A 14,427-nucleotide genomic window follows, 5' to 3' on the forward strand; every position below is an offset into this window, starting at 1 on the left:
TTCTCTTATTCCAAATCAATCATCAAACCAAATAAACTCGTATTGGCTGCCACGGTATATCTAGAATACGAATAATCAAATTTAACTTTTCCAAATCGCAATCCAAAACCAACAGAAATTCCAGAAAAATGACGTTGTTCTAAAATTCGTAATTCTTCACTTCTTCTAAAATTATAACCTAATCGAATATTAAAACCCTTTTCAGGAAATAATTCGGCACCTAAAATGACATGTCGCAAAGCATTATTAAAAAAAGATATTTTTTCTTCTTCAGAACCTCCATCTAAGTTTCCTTCAGCTCTATTTGGATTTGAAAAAGCAATATTCCATTCCTGTAAATTTTCAAAAGTCATATGCCAACGAATTGGGACATTCTCCATTAATTGAGAAATTCCAGCGTCAATCGCTAAAGGCAATTTTTCATTCGTATCTTGATAAGGTTTAATTTGAAATCCTAAATTTCGAACCGTTAAACCGTAATTAATATCATTATCGTAATCCACATATAAAAATCCTAAATCAACCGCGGCTCCCCAAGAATTGTAGCTTTCTAACGTAGATGAAATCAATTTAGCGTTAGCGCCTACAAACATATCGGTCCAAGGAATATTATAGGCGTATCCAACAGATAATGCGGCTTCACTTCCTGTAAAATCGGAAGTTAAATTTCCTAATTCGTCTCTTCCTTCAAAAGTTCCATAATTAACATAACTTATTCCGGCATGAAACGTTTGTAAATGTCGATCGTATGTATACGCATAAGCCGCTGTTCCGTAGGAAACTTCACCAAAATAACTTCCATAATTTGCCGATAAACGATTGTGCATTTCGGCATTAATTGTTGCTGGATTATAAAACGCTTGATTTACATCGTAATCCACTACAGTTACCGTTTTTCCGCCTAAAGCAGCTTGTCTTGGAGATTGTGCTAAGTTTAAAAATTGATATACACTCTTACCTCCTATTTGGCCAAATGTTGTAGCCGATAGCAGAAATAAAAAAAGGAATAAGAGTTTTCTTAGCATTTTTTGGTGTTAATCTTACTTATAACGCAACTGCGAAGATAAAATTATATCAGTTAGTAAACAAAAAAAGAACTCTCAATAAGTGATTTATTGAGAGTTCTTTTTGATATTATATTGAAATTACTTTTTGGTTTCTAAAACTTTAGCGTTTTTGACCTTTTGATTCGTAATGGCAATATCTAAAACTTCGCTCATTTTATCAACGTAATGGAACGTTAAACCTTCAATATAATCGGGTTTGATTTCCTCAATATCACGTTTGTTTTCTTTACAAAGAATAATTTCTTTGATATTGGCTCTTTTAGCAGCTAATATTTTTTCTTTGATACCACCAACAGGCAATACTTTTCCACGAAGCGTGATTTCACCAGTCATAGCAATGTTTTTCTTAATTCTTTTTTGTGTGAATGAAGAAACCATTGAAGTCAACATCGCAATTCCGGCACTTGGTCCGTCTTTTGGTGTAGCACCTTCTGGAACGTGAATATGAATGTTGTAATTGTTTAAAACTTCTGGATCAATTCCTAAAAATTCAGCGTTGGCGCGAATATATTCTAAAGCAATCGTAACCGATTCTTTCATGACAATTCCTAAATTACCAGTCATCGTCATCGCACCTTTTCCTTTCGAAATTAAGGATTCGATAAACAAAATATCACCACCAACCGATGTCCAAGCTAAACCTGTAACAACTCCTGCGACATCGTTATTTTCGTATTTATCACGCTCCATACGTGGCGATTTTAATACTTCTAAAATATCGGCATCCGAAACTTTTACATTATAAGTTTCGTCCATTGCAATTGATTTTGCAGCGTGACGCACCACTTGAGCAATTTTTTTCTCTAAACCACGAACACCCGATTCACGTGTGTAACCTACTACGATTTTTTCTAATTGTTTTTTACCAATTTGTAAATCTTTAGTTGTTAATCCGTGCTCTTTTAATTGCTTAGACAATAAATGTGTTTTTGCAATTTCAATTTTTTCTTCGATTGTATAACCTGTCATTTCGATGATTTCCATACGGTCACGAAGTGCTGGTTGAATTGGAGATAAACTATTTGAGGTTGCAATGAACATTACTTTTGATAAATCGTACCCTAATTCCAAGAAATTATCATGGAATTCTTTGTTTTGTTCTGGATCTAAAACTTCTAACAAAGCCGAAGATGGATCGCCATTATGACTCGAAGATAATTTATCAATCTCATCTAAAACAAATACTGGATTTGATGTTTTTGCTTTTTTAATGTTTTGAAGAATTCGTCCTGGCATCGCACCAATATAGGTTTTTCTGTGACCACGAATTTCTGCTTCATCGCGCAAACCACCTAATGACATTCTAATGTATTCTCTACCTAATGCTTCGGCAACCGACTTTCCAATTGAAGTTTTACCAACACCTGGAGGTCCATATAAACAAAGGATTGGCGATTTCATATCGTTTCGCAATTTTAAAACCGCTAAATGCTCAATGATACGTTTTTTAACATCTTCTAATCCATAATGGTCTCTGTCTAGAATTTTTTGAGCACGTTTTAAATCGAAATTATCTTTGGTAAATTCATTCCAAGGCAATTCTAAAAACAACTCAATATAATTGCGTTGGATTCCAAAATCAGGTGAATTTGGATTCGTACGTTGTAATTTTGATAGCTCTTTTTCGAAATGTTTTGCTGTTTTTTCGTCCCATTTTTTCTTTAAACCTTTGGCACGCATTTCCTCAATTTCTGCTTCATACGAAACGCCACCTAATTCTTCTTGAATGGTTTTCATTTGTTGCTGCAAGAAATATTCACGCTGCTGTTGGTCTAAATCAAAACGAACTTTAGACTGAATATCGTTGCGAACTTCTAATTTTTGAAGCTCTAAGTTCATGAAACGTAAGGTTTCAAGTGCTCTGTCTTTTAAATTTGGAATCGAAAGTAATTTTTGTTTTTCTTCAACTGAAAGATTCATGTTAGAAGAAACAAAATTGATCAAAAACGGATTACTTTCGATGTTTTTAATCGCAAAAGTAGCTTCTGTTGGGATATTTGGACTTTCCTTAATAATTTGGATTGCTAATTCTTTAATTGCATCAACAATCGTTTTGAATTCCACGTTTTTATCATCAGGACGCTCTTCAGAAACTTCCTTGATTTTAGCTTTTAAATAAGGTTCTTCTTGTGTAAAAGATTCCACTTCAAAACGTTTCTTACCTTGAAGAATTACAGTTGTATTTCCGTCAGGCATTTTTAAAACACGCATAATACGAGCTACTGTTCCAATATGATGCACATCACTTGGTGATGGATCTTCTTCGTTTTCATCAATTTGAGCTACTACACCAACTATTTTTCCTTTGGCATTGGCATCATTAATTAATTTAATCGATTTATCTCTTCCGGCGGTAATTGGAATTACAACTCCTGGAAATAAAACAGTATTTCGTAAAGGTAAAATGGCAATATCCTCAGGCAAGGCCTCATTATTCATTTCTTCTTCATCCTCAGGCGTCATTAATGGAATCAATTCTGAATCTGGATCCATTTCCTGAAGTGACAAATTGTCAAGCGCTAGTATTTTTTGATTCGGCATAATAATATTTATGGTCTTTTTGTCAGTAATTTTATTTTGAAACAGTATTCAAAATTACGCATAAAAGCGTTATTCTATTGATAATCAAATCATAAAATAAATTTAAATAGCAATTTCAAAAGTAATAGTTCAAGATGTATGCCATAAAAAATCCCGAAGTGTTAGTTCGGGATTTAATATATAATTGAAGCGCTTTTTAAAAAAGAGTGTAATCTACTAAAATAGATTCATAAATAGTTCCAGAATCATTTGATATAGATTTAATAACACCCACATCTTTTGCAAACCAATACTCAGAATTTATTGTAGTTGGTGGTGCACCAGGCATCAATGTATTTTGAACAAAACTTACTTTGATAACATCATTATATGTTTCACCATCAACTGTAGCCGAAACATTTTTAGCTAAAATTGTTCCTGTATAATTTACAGTTAATGTAATTGACGGAATTCCAGTGAAAGTTGTCGTTTGTGTATAAGTTCCATTCCATGATTGACCAACTGCAATATTATCTTTTAAAATAATAAATTCGTACCCTGTTTGGGTTCCTGTTAATCCACCTGCATTGATATTAATATCATCCGTTTTTAATTTATAAACCCCATTGCTTTTATTTAACCAATTAGTTACAGATCCTGAAGTAGTTGAACCTGAACCTGATTGAGGAGCAAATTTATAGTAAGTTTGTCCACCAAAATTTCCTGTTCCAATTATTTTTATAGGATCTAATTCAACACCACCGCGTTCCATTATCCATTCGTTATTAATTGCTGTAGGCCAATAGTCACCTGAAGAAGAACCTCCTCCATTAGACAGATCTAACGCTGGGTCAACTGGTTCATCATCACAAGAAACAGTTGTAAATGCTAAAGTTAAAATTAAAAGTTTTAGAATTGATTTTATAGTTTTCATAAATAAATTTTAAATGTTTCCAAATATAAAAAGATATTTTATTTTTTTGGTACTCTAAGTAATAAAAGTAATCCTACAACAAAAAATAAGATTAAAAACAAGATAGCATTTTGGATTTTACCCGTTACATCAGCGATATAACCATAGGTAAACATTCCGATTACAATACCTATTTTCTCCGCTACATCGTAAAAACTAAAGAAAGAAGTAGTGTCTTTTGTGTCTTCTGGAATAAATTTAGAATACGTTGAACGCGATAAAGATTGAATTCCTCCCATAACTAATCCAACGAAAGCTGCTGCAATATAAAAATCATTAGGAGTAACTACGAAATAAGCATAGGTACAAATTAAAATCCAAGAGAAATTTAAACCAATTAAAATTTTGATATTTCCAAACTTAGCAACTAGTTTAGATGTTAACCAAGCCCCTAAAACCGCAATTAACTGGATTAATAAAATACTCACAATCAATCCCATTGTACGCTTACTATCGCTTCCCCATTGTACTTCTTTTTCTCCAAAATAAGCAGCAATAATCATGATGGTTTGTACTGCCATACTATAAACGAAGAAAGCTCCTAAATAACGTCGCAAGGATTTTAATTCCTTTATTTGTTGCCAAACTTTTCGCAACTCTTTAAAACCATTAAATAGTACATTTTTATGTAGTTTATTATCGTTTTTATTATTTGGTAAGTAATAGTAGGTGAACTGACTGAAACCTATCCACCAAATTCCAACCAATAAAAATGAATAACGCATCATTTGTAACTTTTGATCATCTTCTACCGACATTACTGCAGCTAAACAAATCAATAACAAAACAACACTTCCAATATATCCTAAACTAAATCCTTTTGCACTGATTTTATCTTGTTGGTCTTTGTGTGCGATATCGGGTAAATAGGAATTGTAGAAAACTAAACTTCCCCAAAAACCTATTAAAGCTAATAAGTAGGAAACCAAACTTAAAACAACTGTATCTAAAGAAAAAAAGTAAAGCGACATACATGAAGTTGCTCCAACATAGCAAAAAAGTTTTAGGAAAAACTTCTTATTTCCCATGTAATCCGCAATTCCTGATAATAATGGTGATATAAATGCGATTATCAAAAATCCTAAAGCGGTAACATAACTTATTAAAGCTTCGCTTCGAACTGAAAAACCAAACAATACAATTTCTTCAATATTTTTTTGACGAAATAATGCTCCATAATACAATGGAAAAATGGTTGAGGAAATTACCAAAGCATAAACTGAATTTGCCCAATCGTAAAAAGCCCAAGCGTTTAGAAGCTTAGAATCTCCTTTTTGAAGTTTTTGCATACGAATTATTTTAAAATAAAAAATCCCGACAGTGTCGGGATTCAAATATAATAGTAATTTTTTAATTATTTGAAAGTAACACCAAACTTAGCTGCTTCCGCTTTTGCTTGAGGAATTAAAGCTGTTAATTCTTTAATACGTGTTTGGTTACTTGGGTGTGTACTTAAAATTTCTGGTGGTGCTTGCCCTCCAGAATTAGCGGCCATACGTTCCCAAACTTTTACAGCATTAATTGGGTCATAACCAGCAATTGCCATTAAAGTAAGTCCAATCATGTCAGCTTCACTTTCATGAGCACGACTAAATGGCAACATTCCTCCCACTTGAGAACCTACACCATACGCTTGCATAATTAACGCTTGCGTTTGAGGATCTTTATTACCAACAGCTACTTGCGTACCTACAGCACCTAATTGTTGTAAAAGTCCAGCACTCATACGTTGTTGACCGTGATTTGCTAGTGCGTGAGCCACTTCATGTCCCATTACAGCAGCAATCCCTGCATCGTCTTTACAAATAGGTAAAATTCCAGTGTAAAAAACAATTTTTCCTCCAGGCATACACCAAGCGTTAACTTCTTTACTATCTACCAATTTATATTCCCAAGCATACCCTTCTAAATAATCGGCATGACCATTGGCAGCCAACCATCTTTCAGAAGCCGTTTTAATTTTAGTTCCGATTGTTTCGATTCTCTTAGCATCAGTAGTACCTTTAATTACCTTATTTTCAGATAAAAATTGATTATACTGTTGAAAAGCAGATGGGAATATTTCACTATTTGGCACAAGTGCCATAGTACTTTTTCCTGTAAACGGATTTTTTGCACATGACACTACTAGTGCTAAGGCAAAAAGAACAATAATTTTAAATTTTAAATTCATAATTAAAAATTTTTACAAAAATACAATTTATTGTTTGATAACTCTGTTACTTTTCAAATTTTATGCCATTATTCAATACTATTAGAATTGCATTTTAACTTTATTTTATAACATCAATAGTACTACAAATTTACATAAGTTGTAAATTGCACAAAAAATTAAAAATGCCAAAAAAGAAACAAAAACAAGCTCAAGTTATTGAGATTCCTAAAGCTATTTTATTTACAGCAAAATTTCTACAAGCAGTTTCTCCTTCACTTACCACTAAATTTGCTGCCAAACTTTTTACAACACCCATAAAACATAAATTACCGAAACGTGAACTTCATATGGAACGCGATAGTGTTCAAAAAAGCATCGAAGTTTCTGAAATTCAAAAAGAAATTGTAGTATATGAATATGGAAAAAGCAATAAAAAAGTATTGTTAGTTCATGGTTGGTCTGGAAGAGGAACACAATTGGTTAAAATTGCTGATGAATTGCTGAAAATGGGTTACATGACTATTAGTTTTGATGCGCCAGCACATGGGAAATCAAAAGGAAATTCGTCAATCATGATTGAATTTATTGCATCCATTTTAGAAATTGAAAAGCAATATGGACCGTTTGAATTTGCTATTGGTCATTCACTTGGAGGTATGTCGGTTTTGAATGCGATTAAACAAAATCTTCAAGTAAAAAAAGCAGTAATTATTGGAAGTGGCGATATCATTCAAGATATTATTGATGATTTCATTTGTAAACTACAACTAAAACCTGAATATGGAATCAAATTAAGAGATCATTTTGAAGCAAAATTTGGTGGAAAAATGGACGATTATTCCGCTTACAAAGCAGCAGAAAAAACAGAAATTCCTGTACTCGTTATTCACGATAAAGATGATGATGATGTATCAGTAAAAGCTGCTTATCACATTCAAAAACATTTGAAACAATCTGAAATCATGATAACCGAAGGTTTAGGTCATCGCAAGATTTTAGGCGATGAAGCCGTAATCCAAAAAATAACAGCATTCTTATCAAAATAAAAAAAGTCCTTCGATTGAAGGACTTTTTAGTTTTTTAGAAGTTTGGAGACAAATTGTATTTTTTGTAGAAGTTATCTAACGCTTCTAATACCTCATCTTCTGTATCTACTACTTTAATTAAGTTCATATCTTCTGGATTGGCATTTTTCATTTTGTCAATCATGACAGTTTTAATCCAATCTAATAAACCTGACCAAAATTCGGTTCCTACCAAAATAATAGGGAATTTTCCAATTTTCTTAGTTTGAATCAACGTTACCGCTTCGAATAATTCATCTAATGTTCCAAAACCTCCTGGCATAACCACGAAACCTTGTGAATATTTTACAAACATTACTTTTCTCACGAAGAAGTAATCAAAGTTTAAGTTTTTGTCTTTATCAATGTACGGATTAAAGTGTTGCTCAAAAGGCAATTCGATGTTTAAACCTACCGAAATTCCACCTCCATAATGCGCTCCTTTGTTTCCTGCTTCCATGATACCAGGACCACCACCCGTAATTACACCATAACCAGCTTTACTGATTTTGAATGCAATTTTTTCGGCTAATAAATAGTTTTTATCCTCAGGTTTTGTTCTTGCCGAACCAAAAATAGATACACATGGACCTATTCTACCCATTGATTCATATCCATTTACAAACTCAGACATTATTTTAAAAATTGCCCAAGAGTCGTTTGATCGTATTTCGTTCCAAGTCTTTTGCTTGAATTTTTCTTGAATTCTGTGATCGTCGTTTTCGTATTGATCTGCTGCCATATTCGTTTCATTTTAATTTTTAAAAAAGCCTGCTAAGATAATTCTTTTTTCAAAAACTGTGCTGTGTAGCTTTTTTTATTTTTTATAATTTCTTCTGGAGTTCCTTTAGCTACTACTTCTCCACCACCTTTTCCACCTTCGTAACCAATATCAATTACATAATCGGCTAATTTGACAACATCTAAATTATGCTCAATAATTAACACTGTATTTCCTTTTTCAACCAAGACATTAATTACATCCATTAATACTCGAATGTCTTCAAAATGTAAGCCAGTTGTAGGTTCATCTAAAATATAAAAGGTATTTCCTGTATCTTTTTTAGAAAGCTCTGTTGCCAATTTAATACGTTGTGCTTCGCCTCCAGAAAGTGTTGTACTTTGTTGACCCAATGTAATATAACCCAATCCAACATCTTGAATGGTTTTTACTTTTCGATAGATTTTCGGAATATTTTCAAAGAATTCTACCGCTTCATCTACTGTCATGTTCAACACATCCGAAATTGATTTTCCTTTATAACGAATTTCTAATGTTTCTCTGTTAAAGCGTTTTCCCATACAGGTTTCACATTCTACATAAACATCCGGTAAAAAACTCATTTCGATGGTTCTTACACCCGAACCTTCACAGGTTTCGCATCGACCACCTTTTACATTAAAACTAAATCTTCCAGGTTTATAACCACGAATCATTGCTTCAGGTGTTTGCGTGTACAAACTTCTAATTTCTGAAAAAACATCGGTGTAAGTGGCTGGATTTGAACGTGGTGTTCTTCCAATCGGACTTTGGTCGATGTCGATAACTTTATCAATATGTTCTAAACCTTCAATTTTTTTATATGGTTGTGGTTTTTTTACCGCATTGAAAAAATGTGCGTTTAATATCGGATACAATGTTTCGTTAATCAATGTCGATTTTCCACTTCCTGAAACACCCGTAACGCAAACTAATTTTCCTAATGGAATTTCAATCGAAACATTTTTTAAGTTATTTCCTGATGCACCTGATAGTTTGATGGATTTTCCGTTCCCTTCTCTACGCGTTTTTGGTACTTCAATCTTCATTTTACCGTTTAAATATTGTGCAGTAATCGTGTCTTCTTTCAATAATTCTTTCGGTGTTCCTTTGCTGATGATTTGTCCTCCAAAACGACCTGCTTTTGGACCAATATCAATCACATAATCGGCACGTTCAATCATGTCTTTGTCGTGTTCTACCACGATTACTGAATTTCCAATATCGCGTAAACTTTCTAAAGACTTTATTAATCGTTCGTTGTCTCTTTGATGCAAACCAATACTCGGTTCATCTAAAATATACAAAACACCTACCAATTGCGAACCAATTTGTGTTGCCAATCGGATACGTTGCGCTTCACCACCCGAAAGGGATTTTGAACTTCTGTTTAGTGATAAATAATTCAAACCAACATCTAATAAAAATTGCAACCTCGCTGTAATTTCTTTTACTACTTCAACTGCGATAACTTTTTGTTTTTCAGATAAATGATTGTCTAAATCGGCAAACCATTCTGATAATTCAGCAACATCCATTTGGACTAACTCACCGATATTTTTTCCGTTTAATTTGAAATATAACGACTCTTTTCTCAAACGCGTTCCTTCACAATCTGGACAATCATTTTCATCCATGAATTCCTTTGCCCAACGCTTAATACTTGCCGAATCGGAATTATCATATTGATTTTTAATGAAGTTGGATATTCCTTCAAAATCGATTTTATAATCTTTAGTAATTCCCATAACCTTTGACACTACAGAGAATTTCTCGTTTCCACCATACAAAATCATATCCATAGCATCTTGTGGAATCGTTTCAATGGCATCGGTTATTTTGAAATCGTATTTTTGTGCGATAATTTCCAATTGCTTAAAAATCCATGAACTTTTATATTCACCCAAAGGAGCAAATCCACCATTTTTAATTGATGATTTCGGATTTGGGATAATTTTTTGAAGATTGATTTCATTCACAGTTCCTAATCCGTTACAACACGGACAAGCTCCTTTTGGAGAATTGAATGAAAAATTATTTGGCTCAGGATTTGGATACGAAATTCCAGAAGTCGGACACATCAAATTACGACTGTAAAAACGTACTTCTTGACTTTCTTGTTCAATCACCATCATTACATCATCACCATGATACATTGCGGTTTTGATACTTTCCGATAAACGCTTGTCGGTATCTTCTTCGGTATCAATTGCCATTCTATCAATAACAATTTCAATATCATGCGTTTTATAACGATCGACTTTCATACCAAATTCTAAATCTTGAATTTGTCCATTTACACGAACTTTCAGAAAACCTTGTTTGGCAATTTGCTCAAATAATTCGCGATAATGTCCTTTACGAGAGCGAACAACTGGCGCTAAAATATTGATGCGTTTTCCATTAAAATCCTCTAAAATCAATTGCTTGATTTGGTCATCAGAATACGAAACCATTTTTTCGCCTGAGTTGTAACTGAAAGCATCAGCTCCTCTCGCATATAACAAACGCAAGAAATCGTATATTTCAGTAATAGTTCCAACAGTTGAACGAGGCGATTTACTTGTGGTTTTTTGTTCAATGGCAATCACTGGTGAAAGTCCGTCAATTTTATCTACATCGGGACGCTCTAATCCTCCAAGAAATTGACGTGCATAAGCAGAAAAAGTTTCAATATATCTTCGTTGTCCTTCGGCATAAATTGTATCAAACGCCAATGACGATTTTCCTGAACCCGACAAACCAGTAATAACCACTAGTTTTTCACGTGGAATAGATACGTCTATATTTTTAAGATTATGGGCTCTTGCACCAATAATTTCAATAGTTTCCTCAGTTGTGTGTTGCATAATTTTTGGCAAAACGCAAAGATACTGATTTCAAACCAATTTTTAGAGTAGACAAGTGTGAAGAAAATAAAAAAAGAAAGCGCTAAAGTAAACGCTTTCTTTGTCTGTTATTGATATAATCGTTAATTGCTTTTTTAGTGGTTACCCAATTTCTACCTTCTTTATAAGCATCAATTTTTCCTTGACGTGCCAATAAACTAACGTATTCTTGACTGTATGGCGTATTTGGCTCGCTTACAATATTTGCAATAGATTGATAATCTTCATCGTTTTCACTTGGAATAGAAGTTAAATAAATGTTTACAGTTCGCTCTAAAGCTTGACACATTAATAACGTTAATTTTTGATAATTACCATTATTTGCTTGATTTAAAGCGTCGTAATATTTTTTTCTATCGTTTTTTAAGATGATTGCAGGCGGAAAACCTCTTCGCATGAGCAATAAATTCATGGCTAAACGAACGGTTCTTCCATTTCCATCAAAAAAAGGATGAATCCAAACTAATTTATGATGAAAGATAGTAGCCAACTCAATGTCATTTAATTGCAAAGGATTTTCGTTTACAAATTGAATTAATTCATCTAACAAATCTGAAACTTTATTAGCATTTGGAGGCACAAAATTAGCACCAGTTATTCGAACACCTGCATTTCTAATTCTTCCTGCAAAATCATCTTCAATAGTACGCAACACCAAACCATGAAGCGATAAAACATCAATACTTCTTAGAATATAATCATCATTTACAATTTGATATAAATAATTAATCGCATGCTCATGATTTTTTGCTTCAAAATGTTCTCGCAATGATTTTCCTTTAACAGTAATTCCATCTTGAAGCACCATTTGTGTTTCTCGAAGTGAAAGCGTATTCCCTTCAATACTGTTAGAATTATAAGTCCATTCGATGGAAAGTGATTCTTTAATTTTTGAAATAGCGGAATACGGAAGTGGTCTATTTTGATTGAGCACAGCGAGTTTATCATACAATCTATCGAATGTTGATTGAAATTCTTCGCGATAGGTTAAATCGATGTTCCACATAATTCTTCATTTAAACCACAAAGATAATAATATCGTTTATAATAAAAAAACATTCTATCCGATATTAAGATTTTTAATAATGAAATTTATATTTTGAAAATTCATAAAATATCTTATATGTGTGTTCAAAAAAAAGAAGTTGTTCTTGAAATTGTACTACTCAATAATCATTGATTTTAAACGATGTCTATATTTTTCTAAAATTAATTGTTTGTACATAAAGCCAAGAAAAATGCCGTTTTTTAGTACTGGTAAAACTTTGCATTCAGAAGAATCAAACTTATCCATGATGGTTTCAAGGGTTTCATCATAAAAGATAATTTCTTTTGGTTGTTGCATGATTTCTTCTACAGCGGTATATTTTACTTTAAATTGAGAGAAAACAATTGGACGAATTTCATCTAAATGAATAAGTCCTAATAAATTGTTTTTATCGTCTAAAACGGGAAAAATATGTTCATCAGATTCTTGAATTTTGTGTACCAATTCCTCTAAACTATTACTCAAAGAAATAGCTTTAAAATCAGTTTGAATCAACTTTGAAACATCAATAGAATTTAGAATATTGGTATCACGATTATCGGTGAAAACTTCCCCTTTATCTGCTAAATTTTTAATGTCAAATGAATAGGGCTCAAAACGTTTAGAAATGGCAAAACTCACAGATGAAACAATCATTAAAGGAACCATCAAATTATAACCACCTGTAATTTCGGCAATAAGGAAAATTGCAGTTAAAGGCGCATGAAATAATCCACTTAAAATTCCTGCCATTCCTACTAAAGTAAAATTACCTACAGGAAGTTTTGTAAATCCTATTAAATTAAAAAAAGTAGCCACAGAAAATCCCAAATAGGAACCCACAAATAGCGATGGAGCAAAATTACCACCATTTCCACCCGCACCAAGAGTTAAACTTGTTGCATACACTTTGATTAACATCGTTAAACTAACAAAAATTAGTAGAACCCACGATGAATCTTGGAAACGTTCAAAAACTGTATTTTGTACTAATTTTGCTGATTGATTGTCGGCTAAAAGTTTAATGCTTTCATATCCTTCTCCAAAAAGTGATGGGAAAAAGAAAATCAAAATTCCTAAAATTCCCGCTCCAAACAACGCTTTATTGATATAATTGAATTTTAATTTTGTAAAATAATGCTCGATTTTTCGGAATGTTCTGGCATAATTTATCGAGACAAATCCGCTTAAAACTCCCAATAAAATATAATATGGTAAATTATGAAAATCGAAAAACTGTACCTTTTTAAAGGAGAATAAAATAGTATCATTTAAAACGATTGTAGAAATTAATGCTCCAGTTGCAGCGCTAATCATAATTGGAATAAATGCCGTAATACTGATCTCGGCTAAAACTACTTCAATAGCAAATAAAACCCCCGCAATGGGTGCGTTAAAAGCAGCTCCAATTCCGGCGGCAACACCACAAGCTAATAAAAGCGTTCTGTCTTTATAGCTTAGTCTATAATTTTGTGCATAATTGCTCCCAAAAGCAGCTCCTGTAATGGTAATTGGTGATTCTAAACCCGCACTTCCGCCCATACCCACGGTAAACGAACTCGTTATAATTTGGGCAAACATTTGCTTTCTAGGCATGATACCTCGCTTTTTGGCTACAGCATACATTATTTGCGAAGTTCCTTTTTCTATAGAACCATCTAACACTTTTTTAATGATGATTACGGTGATGATAATTCCGATGATAGGTAAAGTACTATTACTAAACGGAAGGTGTAAGATGTCATCTAATTTTTGAGATGATTTAAAAACCCAATGCGCAAAAGTTTTTAGAATAATTACCGCCAAAGCCGAAGAAATACCAACCAAAACACACGATAAATAAATAAATTGTCGTGGTGTAAGTAATGATTTCAAAAGAAAAATAAACTGTTCTAAACGTCTAAAATTCTTATGAATTAAGTTTTTAAAAGAAAACGTTTTTTTTCTTGGCATTATTTTTTAAGTATTTTACG

The 14,427-nt window shown here is 32.8% G+C and carries 10 protein-coding genes; 1 reads left to right on the forward strand and 9 read right to left on the reverse strand.

Features of this window, described 5'->3' with window-relative positions; genetic code table 11:
• Positions 1-5: 5 nt before the first annotated feature.
• From porQ to B2741_RS06595, 5 genes are all read right to left on the reverse strand, one after another.
• Entirely contained in the window at positions 6-1,025 is a 1,020-nt protein-coding gene (porQ, locus tag B2741_RS06575; RefSeq protein WP_291136580.1) for a type IX secretion system protein PorQ, read from the reverse strand.
• 120 nt (positions 1,026-1,145) lie between these two features.
• Positions 1,146-3,608: an endopeptidase La gene (lon, locus tag B2741_RS06580; RefSeq protein WP_291136583.1), complete on the reverse strand. Its 2,463-nt coding sequence runs from the start codon at positions 3,606-3,608 to the stop codon at positions 1,146-1,148.
• A gap of 196 nt (positions 3,609-3,804) precedes the next feature.
• Positions 3,805-4,521, reverse strand: coding sequence for a hypothetical protein (locus tag B2741_RS06585; RefSeq protein WP_291136586.1), 717 nt, complete (start codon positions 4,519-4,521; stop codon positions 3,805-3,807).
• A 38-nt stretch (positions 4,522-4,559) separates the two neighbouring features.
• Positions 4,560-5,849, reverse strand: a complete 1,290-nt coding sequence (locus tag B2741_RS06590; protein WP_291136588.1) for an MFS transporter — start codon at positions 5,847-5,849, stop codon at positions 4,560-4,562.
• Between the two features lie 65 nt (positions 5,850-5,914).
• Positions 5,915-6,733 (reverse strand): M48 family metallopeptidase, encoded by an 819-nt coding sequence (locus B2741_RS06595; protein ID WP_291136591.1) that lies wholly within the window; start codon positions 6,731-6,733, stop codon positions 5,915-5,917.
• Between the two features lie 164 nt (positions 6,734-6,897).
• On the opposite strand from B2741_RS06595, the gene B2741_RS06600 reads away from it, so the two are divergent.
• Positions 6,898-7,761, forward strand: a complete 864-nt coding sequence (locus B2741_RS06600) for an alpha/beta hydrolase (RefSeq protein ID WP_291136594.1) — start codon at positions 6,898-6,900, stop codon at positions 7,759-7,761.
• 34 nt (positions 7,762-7,795) lie between these two features.
• Here B2741_RS06600 and B2741_RS06605 read toward each other — a convergent pair whose 3' ends face one another.
• The 4 genes from B2741_RS06605 to B2741_RS06620 all read right to left on the reverse strand — a co-directional run bounded on the left by B2741_RS06605 (position 7,796) and on the right by B2741_RS06620 (position 14,407).
• Entirely contained in the window at positions 7,796-8,521 is a 726-nt protein-coding gene (locus tag B2741_RS06605) for a TIGR00730 family Rossman fold protein (protein ID WP_264549631.1), read from the reverse strand.
• 32 nt (positions 8,522-8,553) lie between these two features.
• Entirely contained in the window at positions 8,554-11,388 is a 2,835-nt protein-coding gene (gene uvrA / locus B2741_RS06610) for an excinuclease ABC subunit UvrA (protein ID WP_291136597.1), read from the reverse strand.
• Between the two features lie 82 nt (positions 11,389-11,470).
• Positions 11,471-12,433 (reverse strand): Fic family protein, encoded by a 963-nt coding sequence (locus B2741_RS06615; RefSeq protein WP_291136600.1) that lies wholly within the window; start codon positions 12,431-12,433, stop codon positions 11,471-11,473.
• A gap of 156 nt (positions 12,434-12,589) precedes the next feature.
• Positions 12,590-14,407 (reverse strand): chloride channel protein, encoded by a 1,818-nt coding sequence (locus B2741_RS06620; protein WP_291136603.1) that lies wholly within the window; start codon positions 14,405-14,407, stop codon positions 12,590-12,592.
• Positions 14,408-14,427 lie beyond the last annotated feature (20 nt).

Origin of the sequence: Flavobacterium sp. UBA7663 (assembly GCF_002483315.1) — a bacterium.
Lineage (GTDB): Bacteria > Bacteroidota > Bacteroidia > Flavobacteriales > Flavobacteriaceae > Flavobacterium.

Bases quoted from the DNA above. Each gene is read 5' to 3' on its own strand.
- porQ (WP_291136580.1), bottom strand. From the start codon at position 1,025: ATGCTAAGAAAACTCTTATTCCTTTTTTTATTTCTGCTATCGGCTACA.
- lon (WP_291136583.1), bottom strand. From the start codon at position 3,608: ATGCCGAATCAAAAAATACTAGCGCTTGACAATTTGTCACTTCAGGAA.
- B2741_RS06585 (WP_291136586.1), bottom strand. From the start codon at position 4,521: ATGAAAACTATAAAATCAATTCTAAAACTTTTAATTTTAACTTTAGCA.
- B2741_RS06590 (WP_291136588.1), bottom strand. From the start codon at position 5,849: ATGCAAAAACTTCAAAAAGGAGATTCTAAGCTTCTAAACGCTTGGGCT.
- B2741_RS06595 (WP_291136591.1), bottom strand. From the start codon at position 6,733: ATGAATTTAAAATTTAAAATTATTGTTCTTTTTGCCTTAGCACTAGTA.
- B2741_RS06600 (WP_291136594.1), top strand. From the start codon at position 6,898: ATGCCAAAAAAGAAACAAAAACAAGCTCAAGTTATTGAGATTCCTAAA.
- B2741_RS06605 (WP_264549631.1), bottom strand. From the start codon at position 8,521: ATGGCAGCAGATCAATACGAAAACGACGATCACAGAATTCAAGAAAAA.
- uvrA (WP_291136597.1), bottom strand. From the start codon at position 11,388: ATGCAACACACAACTGAGGAAACTATTGAAATTATTGGTGCAAGAGCC.
- B2741_RS06615 (WP_291136600.1), bottom strand. From the start codon at position 12,433: ATGTGGAACATCGATTTAACCTATCGCGAAGAATTTCAATCAACATTC.
- B2741_RS06620 (WP_291136603.1), bottom strand. From the start codon at position 14,407: ATGCCAAGAAAAAAAACGTTTTCTTTTAAAAACTTAATTCATAAGAAT.